This is a genomic window from Cystobacter fuscus DSM 2262, assembly GCF_000335475.2.
GTDB classification, from domain to species: Bacteria; Myxococcota; Myxococcia; order Myxococcales; family Myxococcaceae; genus Cystobacter; species Cystobacter fuscus.
The window spans coordinates 169639-181614 of the sequence record NZ_ANAH02000018.1; the positions used below are offsets into that span (position 1 = coordinate 169639).

The 11976-nt window shown below is 68.9% G+C and carries 10 protein-coding genes; 3 read left to right on the top strand and 7 right to left on the bottom strand.

Annotation, left to right across the window (positions count from 1 at the left end; all coding sequences use genetic code 11):
* Positions 1-166 precede the first annotated feature (166 nt).
* Positions 167-2260 carry a PQQ-dependent sugar dehydrogenase gene (locus D187_RS29060; protein ID WP_002623763.1) on the top strand — a complete coding sequence of 698 codons (2094 nt, stop codon included), beginning with the start codon at positions 167-169 and terminating at the stop codon, positions 2258-2260.
* A 185-nt stretch (positions 2261-2445) separates the two neighbouring features.
* On the opposite strand, the gene D187_RS52755 is transcribed toward D187_RS29060, so the two are convergent.
* From D187_RS52755 to D187_RS29075, 4 genes are all read right to left on the bottom strand, one after another.
* Positions 2446-2853: a cysteine/serine endopeptidase inhibitor gene (locus D187_RS52755; RefSeq protein WP_002623764.1), complete on the bottom strand. Its 408-nt coding sequence runs from the start codon at positions 2851-2853 to the stop codon at positions 2446-2448.
* A 58-nt stretch (positions 2854-2911) separates the two neighbouring features.
* Positions 2912-3793, bottom strand: coding sequence for a TIGR04222 domain-containing membrane protein (locus D187_RS29065; protein WP_002623765.1), 882 nt, complete (start codon positions 3791-3793; stop codon positions 2912-2914).
* 184 nt (positions 3794-3977) lie between these two features.
* On the bottom strand, positions 3978-5564 hold the full coding sequence (locus tag D187_RS29070; RefSeq protein WP_002623766.1) for a methyl-accepting chemotaxis protein: 1587 nt from the start codon (positions 5562-5564) through the stop codon (positions 3978-3980).
* Positions 5565-5582: 18 nt separating this feature from the next.
* Positions 5583-5975, bottom strand: coding sequence for a cyclic nucleotide-binding domain-containing protein (locus D187_RS29075; RefSeq protein WP_002623767.1), 393 nt, complete (start codon positions 5973-5975; stop codon positions 5583-5585).
* A gap of 106 nt (positions 5976-6081) precedes the next feature.
* On the opposite strand from D187_RS29075, the gene D187_RS29080 reads away from it, so the two are divergent.
* Positions 6082-6660, top strand: coding sequence for a flavin reductase family protein (locus tag D187_RS29080; protein WP_002623768.1), 579 nt, complete (start codon positions 6082-6084; stop codon positions 6658-6660).
* Positions 6661-6684: 24 nt separating this feature from the next.
* On the opposite strand, the gene D187_RS29085 is transcribed toward D187_RS29080, so the two are convergent.
* A complete protein-coding gene (locus D187_RS29085) occupies positions 6685-7296 on the bottom strand; it encodes a DUF6992 family protein (protein WP_002623769.1) in 612 nt (203 codons plus the stop codon).
* Positions 7297-7790: 494 nt separating this feature from the next.
* On the opposite strand from D187_RS29085, the gene D187_RS29090 reads away from it, so the two are divergent.
* Entirely contained in the window at positions 7791-8000 is a 210-nt protein-coding gene (locus D187_RS29090) for a hypothetical protein (RefSeq protein ID WP_002623771.1), read from the top strand.
* A gap of 23 nt (positions 8001-8023) precedes the next feature.
* Here D187_RS29090 and mgtA read toward each other — a convergent pair whose 3' ends face one another.
* Together mgtA and D187_RS29100 are read right to left on the bottom strand one after the other, a co-directional pair.
* Positions 8024-10570, bottom strand: a complete 2547-nt coding sequence (gene mgtA / locus D187_RS29095; protein ID WP_002623772.1) for a magnesium-translocating P-type ATPase — start codon at positions 10568-10570, stop codon at positions 8024-8026.
* A 15-nt stretch (positions 10571-10585) separates the two neighbouring features.
* Positions 10586-11629: a lysylphosphatidylglycerol synthase transmembrane domain-containing protein gene (locus D187_RS29100; protein WP_051256599.1), complete on the bottom strand. Its 1044-nt coding sequence runs from the start codon at positions 11627-11629 to the stop codon at positions 10586-10588.
* Positions 11630-11976 lie beyond the last annotated feature (347 nt).

Here is an 11976-nt window from a genome sequence, read left to right on the forward strand (position 1 = left end):
CGAGGAGGGCCGCGAACGGGTGCCACCCGGTCTGTGTGCGGGGCCGTGGGTCTGTGGGCACCTGCTGCTTGGGGTTCAACACCAGGTGATGCGGACCCACAAAGATCACTTGAATTCAACCCCGAAGACCGGGAAGGAGGCGTCCGCAAAGGAGCGTCTCATCTCAATGTACCTTCGTCACCTGCCCCTCGTCGTTCGCCGTACCGGACTGACCTTCGTCTTCGCCTCCGTCGTTGCCTGTGGGGTGAAGCCGGAGAACGACCCCGAACCCCAAATGCAAACCGCCGCGCTCGTCGCGGGCACCCGGCTCATCGGCGTGCAGTCCGGCCGCTGCCTCGACGTGGCCCAGAACAGCCAGACGCCGGGGCAAGGGCTCAACATCTATGACTGCCACGGGGAGGCGAACCAGCGGTTCCTGTTCACACCCGAGGGCGAGCTGCGCGTGTTCGACGGCGCCTGGTGTGTCCAGCCCGCGACCGCTGGCGCCGGGGCACGGGCGGTCATCGGCGCCTGCACCGGGGCGGCCAACCAGCGGTGGGTCCGCAACGCCAACGGCGCGGTCATCCATACGCCGTCCTCGCTGTGTCTCGACGTGTCCGACCAGGCCACCACCAACAGCTCGCCGGTGGTCCTCTGGACTTGCAACGCCCAGACGAACCAGCAGTGGTCGCTGCCGCCCGATGCCCAGCCCCCCACCGTGCCCACCGGGCTCACCCTGTCCAACGTGACGTGCAACTCGGCCACGCTCTCGTGGTCCCCGTCCACGGACAACGAGGGGGTCGCCTTCTACGACGTCTACCACGACGGCCAGCTCATGAAGAGCGTCTCCGCCGCCACGGTGTCGACCGTTCTGACCGTGGTCCCCGGCGCGACCTGGGGCCTGTACGTGAACGCGCGGGATGCGGCGGGCAACGTCTCTCAAGGCAGCGCCACGCTCTCCATCACCCCGCCGCCGTGCCAGGTGGACACCCAGCCCCCCAGCATCCCGACCGGCGTCACCGCCACCGCCTTGGGCACCAGCGTAACCGTGAGCTGGAGCGCGTCGACCGACAACCTGGGCGTGAGCGCGTACGACGTGTTCCGAGGGGGCGTGAAGATCGGAACGGTGTCCGGCTCTCCGCCCGGGACGTCTTTCGTCGACAGCGGCCTCTCCCCGAACACGGCCTACGCCTACGCCGTGCTCGCCCGCGACGCCCAGGACAATGCGTCGGCCCAGAGTCCGGCCGTGACGGTCACCACCGGCCAGGCTTGCACGAACCCCGTCTGCTCCGTCATCCAGGTCGCCACCGACACGGATATCCCGTGGGGACTGGTGAACCTGCCGGACGGCTCGGTGCTCTACGGCCGCCGGGACGCGCAGAACATCGTTCGCCTGGACCCGGCGACGGGCCAGAAGACGTCGGTGGGAACCATCCCCAACGTGCAGAGCACCGACGGCGAGGGCGGGCTGATGGGGCTGGCCCTCTCCCCCACCTTCGCCAGCGACCGCTGGCTGTACGTGATGCACACCTCCCCGACCGACAACCGCATCGTGCGCTTGCGGTACGAGAACGGCGCCCTCGACACCTCCTCGCTCCAGGTGCTGCTCCAGGGCATCGGCCGCAACAAGTTCCACAACGGCGGACGCCTGCGCTTTGGACCGGACGGGAAGCTCTACGCGGCGACCGGGGATGCCCAGAACGGCGCCTACGCGCAGGACACCAACAACCTGGCCGGCAAGGTGTTGCGGCTCAATGCCGACGGCAGCGTCCCGTCCGACAACCCCTTCGGCAATTACGTGTGGAGCTACGGCCACCGCAACCCGCAGGGGCTGGCCTTCGATTCTCAGGGCCGTCTTTGGGAACAGGAGTTCGGCAACTCCGTGATGGACGAGACCAACCTCATCCAGAAGGGCGGCAACTACGGCTGGCCGAACTGTGAAGGGACGGTGTCCCAGGGCGGCTCGGGCTGCGCGACGGCCGGGTACATCGCCCCGAAGCGGACCTACTCCACGGCGGAAGGCTCCTGCTCCGGCATCGCGGTGGTCCGCGACGTCCTCTACGTGGCCTGCGCCCGCGGCTCACGCCTCTACCGTGAGGTCATCAGCGGCTCCAGCCTGACCAACGTGCAGCAGTTCTTCGTCGGCACCTACGGCCGGCTGCGCACCGTCGAGCCGACCCCCGACGGCAACCTGTGGCTGACCACCACCAACCAGGGCGACAAGGACAGCATCCCCGACAACAGCAACGAGAAGATCTTCCGCGTCCTTCTCGGGCCGTAGGGATCGTCCCAGGCCCCCGGCGCCCTGGAGGCGCCCTCGCGTGGGGGCGGAGCCGACGTCGGCGAAGTTGTCCGAGGCGCCCATTGTGCCGGGTGACTTCGCCGACCGGAATCAATGCCTCTCAGCATGCCGCGGGTGCTGGGAGGCGTTGACGGCCGCCGGGGGCCCTCTCCACGGATGGCACATCACGGAGAGACAATAGACCAGCTCGCGTCTTTGATTATTCCGACATCCAGATTGTCGAGTTGTTGGAATGCCGCCTTGCTGAGTTCGAGCTTGTTTGGGGGGCACCCCGGGCACTTGTCCTTCACGGGCACCTTGATGGACTTCCCTTTATACGTGACAAGGACCAACTGTTTGCAGAGAGGATCCTTGTTGCTGTTGGCGGCTGTCCAGTAGTTACGGGGTACGGCGGCGAGCATTTCCGTGGCGGCATTGATCTGGGTGCCGCAAGCTCCATAGCCAGCATCATTGTACCAGCTCAATATCCCATTCCCCTTGAAACTCACGGTGGCGGTGGCGGCGACGGCTGCCGTGGCGGTCAGGGTGATGATCACTGCCGCGAATCGCTTTTTCAGGAGTGCCTCCTTCACAGGACGTCCTCGCCTATAGCACGAGCCCGTGCCAGCTCACCCGAGCCCTCGAGCCGCTTCAATCCCCGCCACCGCCGCAGCCTCCGCAGCCACCGCCGCAACTGCTCGAACCGCCACAACTGCTCCCGCCATCCCCTCCGGACCCCCCGCCACCTCCCGACGCGGCGGGGGGCAGCAGGTAGTCACGCAGGGGATGCACGTCGAGGAAGGAGAGCGCGCCCATGCCGAAGAGACCCATGGCCAGGGCCACGTCGCGCGGGCGCATCGTCTCGGCACTGCCCTCGGAAGAGGCGGTGAGCCGCAGGGGCTCATGCATCTCGCGAAGCATCGCCAGCGCCTTCTGCCCGCGGCCGGTGAGCCGGTGGTCCCTGCCCAGGAAGAGCAGCCCGCACGCTCCCAGCAGGAGCAGCAGCACGAGCAGCTCCACGGGCTTCTGGCGAAGCATGCCCATCATCGCCTTCATCGCTCCGATGCTGAGCACCGCGCCGAAGAACCACAGGGGATATTGGGTGTACCCGGTGTCCTGCTCGGGTGTGCGCAGGAAGCCCCGCGTGCGCAGGGACTCCTCGAGCCGGGAGAACTCCGTCCGCGCCGCCTCGCGCAGTGCCTCGAGCGAGTTATAGCCGGCGGCCACCGCGGCATGTACGGCGCGCTCGATCCCCGAAGCCCCCGTGGGCGGAGCGGTGACGACGCTGAAGGCCTCTTCCTCCAAGCGCAGGGCACCGCCGTGCACGAGCGCCACCACGGCCGTCATCACCGTCGTGGCCTCTCCCTCCAGCGCGGCCACCTGGTAGGGGTCCATGTCCAGCTGGACCGCGGTGGGGGCGTCTCCCGGCTGGTTGAGCCATTTCTTCCAGAACACCGCCCCCACGAAGGAGAGAAGGAGGAACGGTCCATACAGGGTGAGGAATTGCTGCCCATTCCAATCCAGTGGATCCATCGAGCGCTCCTGGGCACCCCCCCGGCCCTGGCACTCCGCCTGAACGGGGGTAGCGCGTGTCCCCACTCTATACGGGGCCCGCGTGACGTTGCCGTGACATTCCCGGGACTCTTTCGCGAGGAGTTCGAAGCAGCGGACACCCTCGCGCGGACGCGGCGCGGGCAGGCCTCCCGGAGGCCCTCGCTCACGCCGCCACCTTCCGCCTGTGCTCCGCGAAGCCCGCGGGAGAGAGGTCGCTGGGATGAGAACCACCGCGCTCGGAGTCATCCCCCACGCGGAAGAAGGACACCAGCCGCTGCAGCGCCTCCGCCTGCGCCGACAGCTCCTCCGCCGTGGACGCCAGTTCCTCGGAGGCCGACGCATTGCGCTGCGTCACCTGGTCCACGAGCCCCATCGCCTTGTTGAGCTGCGTCACCCCGTCGGCCTGCTCCACCGACGCCGCCACCACCTCCTGCACCAGGTCCGCCGTCTTCCGGATGGAGGGCACGAGCCCCTCCAGCAACCGCCCCGAGCGCGCCGCCACCTCCTCACTGCCGGAGGCCAGCCCCGAAATCTCCCGCGCCGCCGTCCGGCTGCGCTCGGCCAGCCTGCGCACCTCCGTGGCCACCACCGCGAAGCCCTTGCCGTGCACTCCCGCCCTCGCCGCCTCGATGGCCGCGTTGAGCGCCAGCAGGTTCGTCTGGTAGGCGATCTCCTCGATGATGGAGATCTTCTCCGCGATGGAGCCCATGACCTCCACCGTCTCCTTCACCACCTTGCCGCTCGCCTCCGCGTCCCGCGCGCCCTGCACGGCCATCTGCTCCATCCTCCGGCCGTGATCGCGGTTCTGCGTGATGCTGGCCGTCATCTGCTCCAGGCTGGAGGTGGTCTCCTCCACGCTGCTGGCCTGCTCGCTGGTGCCCTGCGCCAGGTTATGCGAGGAGAGCGACACCTGTGCCGACGCCGAGGCCAACGCGTTGGCTCCCTCGTGTACCTCGCGGATGACCTGGGCCAGCTTGCGCACCATTCGCTCCAGGGCAATCAGCAGCCGGCCTGTCTCGTCCCGCGCGTCCGAGGAGATGCGCACGGTGAAGTCCCCCTCGGCGAGGCGATCCGCCACCCTCACCGCCTGTCTCAGGGGCTTGGAGATCGCCCGGGCGACGAAGAAGCAGAACAGCAGGCACACGGCGAGGCTGCCCCCCAGGACCCCGAGGATCCACTTGCGTGCGTCCTCGTGGGTGGCGTTCGAGTTTCCCACCGCCTTCTGGCTGGCCTTGTAGTTGATGTCCCTCAGCGTCCGTAGCTGGGTGTTCACGGCGTAGAAGCTGTGGTGCGAGTCATTGGTGATGAGTTCCAGCGCATCGGAGAACTTCTTCGCCCTCGAGAGCTCGATGCTCTTGTCGTGCTCGACCACGTAGTCCTTCCAGAGGATCCTGAACTCCTCGAGCGCGCGACGCTCCCCCTCGGAGGCGCTGTGCGACTCGAGCCGTGCGAGGCTTTGCTCGAGCTTCTCGAGGTCGTCACGCATCCGCCGCTCGTAATCGCGTTGGATCGCTTCATCCCGAGTGAGGCAGTGCAAGAGTTCCACACGGCGGAAGCTCGTCGCGCGATCGGTGACGTCAGCGAGAAGCATGATGCTCGGCAGCCGTTCCAAGGACACCTCATCGGACGCACCGCGCATGGCATCCATCCGCGCGATGGCGAAGAGGCCCTGGAAGGTGGAAAACCCCAGCAAGACGAGGAAGGCGACAAGGAGTTTCGAGGAGATACTCAGGTCGTGGAACCAGCGCATGGGTGGGAGCGTGCTCCATTATTCCAGACGGGACCAGGACGAGAGCCCGAGGGGAGGACGCCACGGGCACGGAGTGAGTGGCCACTGGGACCCCCAGCGCGGAGCATGGTCATCGAAGCGCCGCTCGGCGAGCGTCTTCCACATCCGCTCGCGCAGGCGATCATTCTCCTCGAGCAGTGGCAGGAGCGCCGAGCGGGGAATGCGGATGAGCGTCGAGGCCGTCGCCGTGTGGACGGTCGCCGAGCGGCGCTCGCGGGTGAGCAGGGCCAGCTCCCCGAACACGGCGCCGCTGCCCAGCTCGTCCATGATCTTCCCTCCCTGGGCCAGGACATGGACCACGCCGGCCTCCAGCAGGTACAGCTCGTCACTGGCACTTCCCGCCTGGAAGACGTCCCTGCCCGCGGGCAGCACGAGGAGTTCCGCGTGCGCGGCCAGGCCGTGCAGGGCGCCATCACAGGGGGGCCGCTTGGACGGGGCGTGCGCGAGGAGCCGTTATCGCGGATAGAGTGCTCGGACCATGAGAGTCCCACTCGAGCTCCGCCGCGCCTACAAGCTGCTCAATCACGGACCCACCACGCTCGTCACGAGCGCCGCGAATGGCCGCACCAACGTCATGGCCGCCGCCTGGACCATGCCCATCGACTTCGAGCCGCCCAAGGTCGCCGTCGTCATCGCCGAGGGCACCTTTACGCGCGAGCTGGTGGAGGACTCGGGTGAGCTCACCCTGTGCGTCCCCACTCGCGCACAGCTGGACGCGGTGTACGCCGTGGGCTCGGACTCCGGGCGCGACGAGGACAAGTGGGCGTCGTCGGGGCTGAGGGCCGCTCCCGCCTCGCGCGTGCAAGCGCCGCTCGTGGAGGGCTGCGTGGGGTGGCTGGAATGCCGCGTGCTGCCCGAGTCGGATGTCCAGCGCAAGTACGACCTGTTCATCGTCGAGGTCGTCGCGGCATGGGTCGAGGACTCGGTGTGGAAGGAGGGGGGATGGGACTTCAGCGCCGGAGAGGAGTACCGCCCCATCCACCACCTGGCTGGCGGCGTGTTCTTCGCCACGGGTGAGCGGATACAGGCGCACAAGCCCGAGGGCGCGAAGAAGTAGCAGCCCCTGAGTGGGCGTTGAGCCCTATGGCCATGTCAAGACGAGGCCCACACCGCTGGGGGCGGGCGCCAGCCGGGCGGTGAGCCTCGAGTTGATGCTCGAGTTGAGCACCCACAGCACGGTGTCGAAGAGCAGCAGGAATCCGCCTTGCAGCAGCAGGCTCTTGCCCCAGCCCCGCAGCCGCGCCGAGTCCGTGCGATACCCCCGCTCCAGCAGCAGGCCCCCGAAGGCGATGTAGCCCACGTCCAGCCCGGCGTTGAGCAGCAGGAGCTTCTCCATCTTCTGTCCCTCGGAGAGGCTGCGCGCCAGGTCCCAGGACCCCGGAGAGGCCGTGGCCTGCCCGTGGAGACTCAAGCCCGCGATGGCCAGGTTCACCACGTTCCAGGCCGCGTTGGCCTGCCAGAAGGCCCGCGTCTCATCCTTGGTGACGAAGTGTCCGGCCGTGCCGGTGGCGATGTTGAGCGCGGCCCAGCCGAGCAGGACCGTCATGGCCGTTTGATTCATCCGCGCCGCTTCCATGTTGTGCGTGGCGAGGAAGGACTCCGGAGACGTCACTTCCGCCGCCTGGGCCGCGAAGGACAGACAGAGAAGGAACACGAAGACGAGTCGCGCGCGGCGAGCGGGTGATTCGATCATGGACGGCTCCGGAGTCGAGGGGCGTGCCCGGATTCTTCACGGCCCTTGGGGTCTCGCGGTGGGCGGGAGCGCCGGAGTGCCCGGTACCCCACGTTTACCCGACGGGATTCGAACCCGTGGGCAGGGCAATGGAAAACCCCAAGCAGGACGCGCCGTGACCGCTATCGCCTTGATTCCCCTCGGGTTCGTCATCCCGTGCCGGAGTTGCCGCCGCAGGTGCGAGCCTATCCTTACTGCGCACCGGCCCCTCCCTCCAGGGCAGGAGTCGCCCCTCCCCGAGGTCCGGGGCGGACAGGGCGGTCACCGCCCGGCCCGAGCGCCGGAGAAGCGCGCCGGGCCTGAGCGCCAGTTCCTCCCCCTCGGAGAGCCGTGAGGCCGTCGAGCACGCATCGCGCCGTGGACCCACGTTTCCGGGCGGAACGAAGCCCGTCCCGATACAGGAGAGGGAAGACCATGAACGTGAAGACCTTGGGACTGATCGCCGGGCTGGCTCTGTGCGGAAGCGGCTGAATGAGGAGCCCAGCCCCATCGTCTCGCTGAAGGTGGACCACCAGACGCAGATCGATGGCAAGTCGTTCAAGAAGGGCGAGAACATCGAGTCCAACCTGAAGAAGGAGCTCTCGCCGGGCGCCGAGGTCCGTGCCTCCTTCGACCTCGAGAAGATGCAGAACAAGGCCATCTCCATCGAGAAGCACACGAAGTAGGCTCCCCGACCCGGGGCCGGCCCTCAGCCGTAGCGGCGGAAGAACCAGCGCACGAGGAGCCCGGCCGACAACAGGTAGCTCGTGACCAGGACCGCCAGCGCTCCGAGCAGCGCTGGCGGTGGAGTCACGAAGCCGAACCAGGCCCCCAGGGGCGTGAAGGGCAACACGTTGGCCACCCCCACCGCCCCGAGCGAGCTGGCCACCAGCCAGCGCGAGGGCCGGCTGCGCAGCGGGTTGCGGCGGGTGCGGATGATGAAGATGACGAGCACCTGCGTGGTGAGCGACTCCATGAACCAGCCCGTCTGGAAGAGCGCCTCGCCCGCGTGGAAGAAGAGCAGCAGCACGCCGAAGGTGGCCGCGTCGAACAGCGAGCTGAGCGTGCCGAACACCGTCATGAAGAGCCGCACGAAGTGCAAGTCCCACCGGGTGGGACGCTCGAGCTGCTCCGGGTCCACCTCGTCCAGGGGAATGGCCAGCTCCGACACGTCGTAGAGCAGGTTGTTGAGCAGGATTTGAATGGGGCGCATGGGCAGGAACGCCAGCAGCACCGACGCCCCGGCCATGCTCAGCATGTTGCCGAAGTTGGAGCTGGTCCCCATGCGGATGTACTTCATCACGTTGCCGAAGCTGCGCCGGCCCTCGAGCACCCCCTCGTGCAGCACGGCCAGATCCTGGCGCAGCAGCAGCAGGTCCGCCGCCTCGCGCGCCACGTCCACCGCGCCTTCCACGGAGATGCCCACGTCCGAGGCGTGCAGCGAGGGAGCGTCGTTGATGCCATCCCCCAGGTAGCCCACCACGTGCCCACGCCGGCGCAGCGCGAAGATGACGCGGCTCTTCTGCCCCGGGGAGACGCGGGCGAAGAGCGTGGTGCGCTCGGCGCGGACCTGGAGCGAGTGGTCGTCCAGGAGTCCCACCTCCGTGCCGGTGAGCACCCCCTCCACCTCCAGCCCGAGCTCGCGGCAGACGTGGAGCGCCACCCGCTCGTTGTCGCCCGTCACCACCTTCACCTTCACGCCCGCGCGGATGAGCGCCTCCAGCGCCGGCCGCGTGCTCTGCTTGGGCGGGTCCAGGAAGGCGGCGAAGCCCGCGAACACCAGCGCCGCCTCGTCCCCCAGGTGCGCCACCCGCATGTCCGGCGGCTCCTCGCGCCAGGCCACCGCCAGCACCCGGAAGCCCTCCTCGCTCAGCGCCTCGAAGCGCGCCCTCACCCGCCCCCGCGCCTCGGCGTCCAGCTCGCGCTGCACACCGTCCTCCTCGTACCGGGTGCAGCAGGCCAGCACGTCCTCCGGCGCGCCCTTCACCACCAGCACCCGGCGGCCCTCGCCCTCCAGCAGCACGGACACCCGCCGCCGCTCGAAGTCGAAGGGCACCTCGTCCATCTTGAGCCAGCCGTCGGCGTGCACCTCCTCGTGCGCGAGGATGGCCTCGTCCATGGGGCTGCGCACCCCGGACTCGAAGTGGCTGTTGAGCCACGCCCACTGGAGCACCCGCGCGCTCTCCTGGCCCGAGGCGTCCTCGTGCCGCTCCAGGCGGATGCGAGCCTCGGTGAGGGTGCCCGTCTTGTCCGTGCACAGCACGTCCATGCTGCCCAGGTCGTGCACCGCGCTCAGCCGCTTGACGATGACCTGCCGCGCCGCCATCCGCATCGCCCCGCGCGAGAGCGTCACCGAGATGACCATGGGCAGCAGCTCGGGCGTCAGCCCCACCGCCAGCGCCACCGCGAAGAGGAAGGACTCCAGCAGCGGCCGGTGCGCGTGGACGGCCACCAGCAGCACGAAGAGCACCAGCAGCACCGTCAGCCGCATCAGCATCAGGCCGAAGTGGCGCGTGTCCCGCTCGAAGGTCGTGGAGGGCACCGGCGCGGCGAGGGAGCGGACGATGCCCCCCATCGAGGTGCGCGTCCCCGTGGCGAAGACGAGCACCCGCGCCGTGCCGCTGATGACGGTGGTGCCCATGAAGACGGCGTTGCGCGCCTCGGAGGGCTCCGTCTCCGGAGGGCACTCGCCCGGCTGCTTCTCCACCGGGTAGGGCTCGCCGGTGAGCAGCGCCTGGTTGACGAACAGGTCGCGCGCCTCGAGCAGCCGCGCGTCCGCTGGCACCAGGCTGCCCGCCGCCAGCAGCACCACGTCGCCGGGGACGAGCTCGCGCGCGGGCACCTCCTGCCTGGTGCCGCCGCGCACCACCAGGGCCCTCAACGCCACGGAGCTGCGCAGCGCCTCCGCCGCGTTGCCCGCCCGGTGCTCCTGGACGAAGTCCAGCGTCACGCTCATCAGCACGATGCCGGCGATGATGGCGGAGCTCGTCAGGTCATGCGTGAGCAAGGACACCCCGCTGGCCACCAGCAGCACCAGCACGAGCGGATTGGCGAAGCGCCCGAGGAACTCCACCCACGCCGGGCGCCGGCCGCGCTGCTCCGTGGTGTTCGGCCCGACACGCTCGAGCCGCTCCTCCGCCTCGGCCCGCGACAGGCCCTCGGAGGCGGAGGACGCCAGCCGCGACAGCAACGCCTCCGGCGTCTCACACCACGCGGGCGGCTCATTCAGCTTCGGCGCGCTGCTGCGATGCTTCACATCCCGCCTCCCAGCTCAGTGCGATGGAATCCCGCCCAAGGGCTCGCCACGGCGCATGCTCCAGTGCAACAGATAGAAGCCGGGCAGCAGCGGCAGCCAGAGGGTGAAGCCCCGGAACAGCAGCGTGGCCGTCAGCGCGGCCTCCACCGGCAAGCCGAGGAAGGAGAGCATCGCCACCGAGGCCGCCTCGAAGGTGCCCACCCCTCCGGGAATGAAGGACACCGTCTGCGCCACGGACGCCATCATGAAGCTCGCGAACAGGGTGCCGAGCGAGGCGGCCTCCCCCAGCGCCAGCACCAGCACGCCCAGCGTGGCGGCATCCAGCACGAAGATGGCCACCTGGAGCACGGAGCCCTCGGCGAGCAGCCGCCCGTCCCGGAGCAAGGCCGGAGGCACCTCGGACATGGTCCGCAGCAGGTTCGCCAGCCCGGGCAGGCGCCGCGACCACCTCCCCGGCCGCCAGCTCCCACGGCCCGCGAGCAGCAGGATGCCCACGGGCACGGCGATGGCCACCACGGAGAAGGCCGTGGCCATCCACTTCACCAGCGCGTCCAGCTCCTGGTGCATCCAGAGGTAGACGAGGCTCCACCCCACGGAGAGCGCCTGGGCCACATAGAAGCACAGGAGCGTCAGGAGGATGGCCGCCACCGCCGCCCCCGAGGAGGCGCCCTCCTTGCGCAGTCCCCGCGCCACCATCATCGAGCCGCCGATGCCCGCCGTGGGGATGACCTGATCGAAGGTGAGCTTCATCAACGACAGCCGCGCCAGCCCCCACACCGAGGCCCGCACGCTCGCTCGCGCCAGCACGCGCTGCCACAGGACGCCGTCGCACAGGTAGGTCGCGAGCTGGAGCAGCACCGCCATCAGCAACCACCCCGGCCGCGCCTGGCGCAACAGGTGGAGGAACTGCTTCTCCTCTGCGTGGCGCGCGAGCACGAAGACGACGAGGGCTATCAACAGGACGGCTCCGGGCAACCACCACCCCCGCCTGCGCCGCAGGGGCAGTGGGCTGTCCAGCAATCCACCCTGGTCCGGTGCCCCGGCCGTCGGCTCAGGCATCGCGTCCTCCCCGGGCCGTGCGCGGTACGGCCCACATGCTCACTTCCTCTCGCCTGGAGGATGGACACTCGCGCCGCGAAGTGCTCTCCGCCGCCACCGGCGCTAGAGGGGACGGTGCTCCTTCCGTGCTCCCCAAGCGGGGGTAGAGCCGAAGCCGCAAGAGGCGAGCCCCGCGCCTGAGGCAGCAGCGAAGGCGCAAGCAAAGAAGGAGCGCACGCCACGATTGGACTCTCGCGCCTCCAGCCGAGGGAGGCGAAGTAACAAGTTCCGACGTCGTTGAGTTGGGCCACGAGAGAGGAGCCGATGATGGCTGAAAGGGCTGCGCTCTACGCTCGCGTTCATGATCA

Bases quoted from the DNA above. Each gene is read 5' to 3' on its own strand.
- D187_RS29100 (WP_051256599.1), bottom strand. From the start codon at position 11,629: ATGCCTGAGCCGACGGCCGGGGCACCGGACCAGGGTGGATTGCTGGAC.
- D187_RS29065 (WP_002623765.1), bottom strand. From the start codon at position 3,793: ATGGATCCACTGGATTGGAATGGGCAGCAATTCCTCACCCTGTATGGA.
- D187_RS29070 (WP_002623766.1), bottom strand. From the start codon at position 5,564: ATGCGCTGGTTCCACGACCTGAGTATCTCCTCGAAACTCCTTGTCGCC.
- D187_RS29085 (WP_002623769.1), bottom strand. From the start codon at position 7,296: ATGATCGAATCACCCGCTCGCCGCGCGCGACTCGTCTTCGTGTTCCTT.
- D187_RS29080 (WP_002623768.1), top strand. From the start codon at position 6,082: ATGAGAGTCCCACTCGAGCTCCGCCGCGCCTACAAGCTGCTCAATCAC.
- D187_RS29060 (WP_002623763.1), top strand. From the start codon at position 167: ATGTACCTTCGTCACCTGCCCCTCGTCGTTCGCCGTACCGGACTGACC.